Here is a 1,438-nt window from a genome sequence, read left to right on the forward strand (position 1 = left end):
TAAAAATTAAAGATACTATTAGGTCAAGCACACCCAGGAATATTGGTAGGTCAGGCGGGGTTGGTAGGTCAGGCGGTGTAAGTTCAGGTTTAGCAGGAGATTTAGGTGACCAAACATCTTCAACAATGGACTTTGGTAGGGGTTTACCGTATGCAAGGGAAAGAGATAGAGGAGGTGTTCCCGGATTAGTAAATCCTTGGGACCCAATTACCAGAGTGCCGCGTGGAATTAACCCAGAAGACCATGGTAGGTGGAAAAGAGAAGACGAGGCACGACGAGTAGATGATGACACACGACGAGTAGACGAGGAACCCCCAAAAAGAGATGAACCAAAGGGAGGAAAAAAACCTAGGGGAAAGGGTGGCGCTGGTAGAGGTTTTGGCGGTCCTAATAGCGGTGACGAGGTAGATGATGATAAAGGAAGGCGGCCACCAAAACCGGGGAACGAAATGCCAGACCCTCGTGATTATCCTGTTAAAAATAATGATAAATGGCATTTAATGATTTTTGCTCAAATAGTAAATAGTAGACTTAGCAGTGGAACATCTAGTATTAATAGGCATTGGTGGAGAAGGCAAGAAGCAACAACGTCAAATTTTAGACTTAATAAGATTGGATTAGATGTGTTTATAGAGTGGGAAGAATCATGGCATGATTCAGAGTACAATTACGAAGAGCCGATAATTGTACATAATGATTATATTAAACATCGTAAGTTATACCCGTTAAAACCTTACTATATGAATTCAGGTTGTGAAAATGTTTCATTTAATAGTTTTTATAACTCTGAATATAACGCTTCATGTCGTGGTCCAAATAGGCTTAGTATTAGTCCATTATTCGGGTCTATCTTTTACCGTTTAACTCCAACCACAACCTGGACAGACGTAACAACTGTTTGGACTAAAGACCCGGAAGCAATGTTAGAATATATACATTTATGGGAAGTTCCATATATTGATAGAGGTCATCAATCATACTACGAATATGAGTCTGACGTATTGTGGGACGCCTATCGAGGTAGGTCGTATGAAAATACACGCTGGTATCCAGTATTTCCTACGAGTACTAGATTAAACTATACTTCTTTAGACGGTCCACGAATTTGGGAGAACACCCGTAATTATAGCTATAAACTATGGATTCTGTCTGAAGATAAAGATTATTTGCCGCCAGAAAACAACGTTCGTCAAATCACAATACCAGACATGAATGAAGAATGCTGTGGAATGATTAGAAGGATTTACGAGTTCCTAGACCCTGAATCCTTTCCGGCTGAAATGCCTGAAAAAATCACGGTTAATGCTGATAATCCAGAGAACAGAATTAAACGAATAAACACATTGCCAGAAACCTTGGAAAAATATCACCTGGACCCCCGACTTTTATAGTCCGTTCTTTAATCGTTACATCGAAGTTAAGGGAGTATTAACTGATT

The 1,438-nt window shown here is 40.1% G+C and carries 1 protein-coding gene and 1 pseudogene; both read left to right on the forward strand.

Annotated features, from left to right (window positions below; genetic code table 11):
• Positions 1-5 precede the first annotated feature (5 nt).
• The gene (locus P5674_RS24665) at positions 6-1,391 is read left to right on the forward strand and encodes a hypothetical protein (protein ID WP_434475137.1); all 1,386 of its coding nucleotides are present in this window, start codon (positions 6-8) and stop codon (positions 1,389-1,391) included.
• Positions 1,351-1,438, forward strand: a pseudogene (locus P5674_RS24670) (DUF1064 domain-containing protein); the annotation flags it as partial. The gene P5674_RS24665 and the pseudogene P5674_RS24670, both read left to right, overlap by 41 nt.

Origin of the sequence: Limnospira sp. PMC 289.06, assembly GCF_032350395.1 — a bacterium.
GTDB lineage: Bacteria > Cyanobacteriota > Cyanobacteriia > Cyanobacteriales > Microcoleaceae > Limnospira > Limnospira platensis.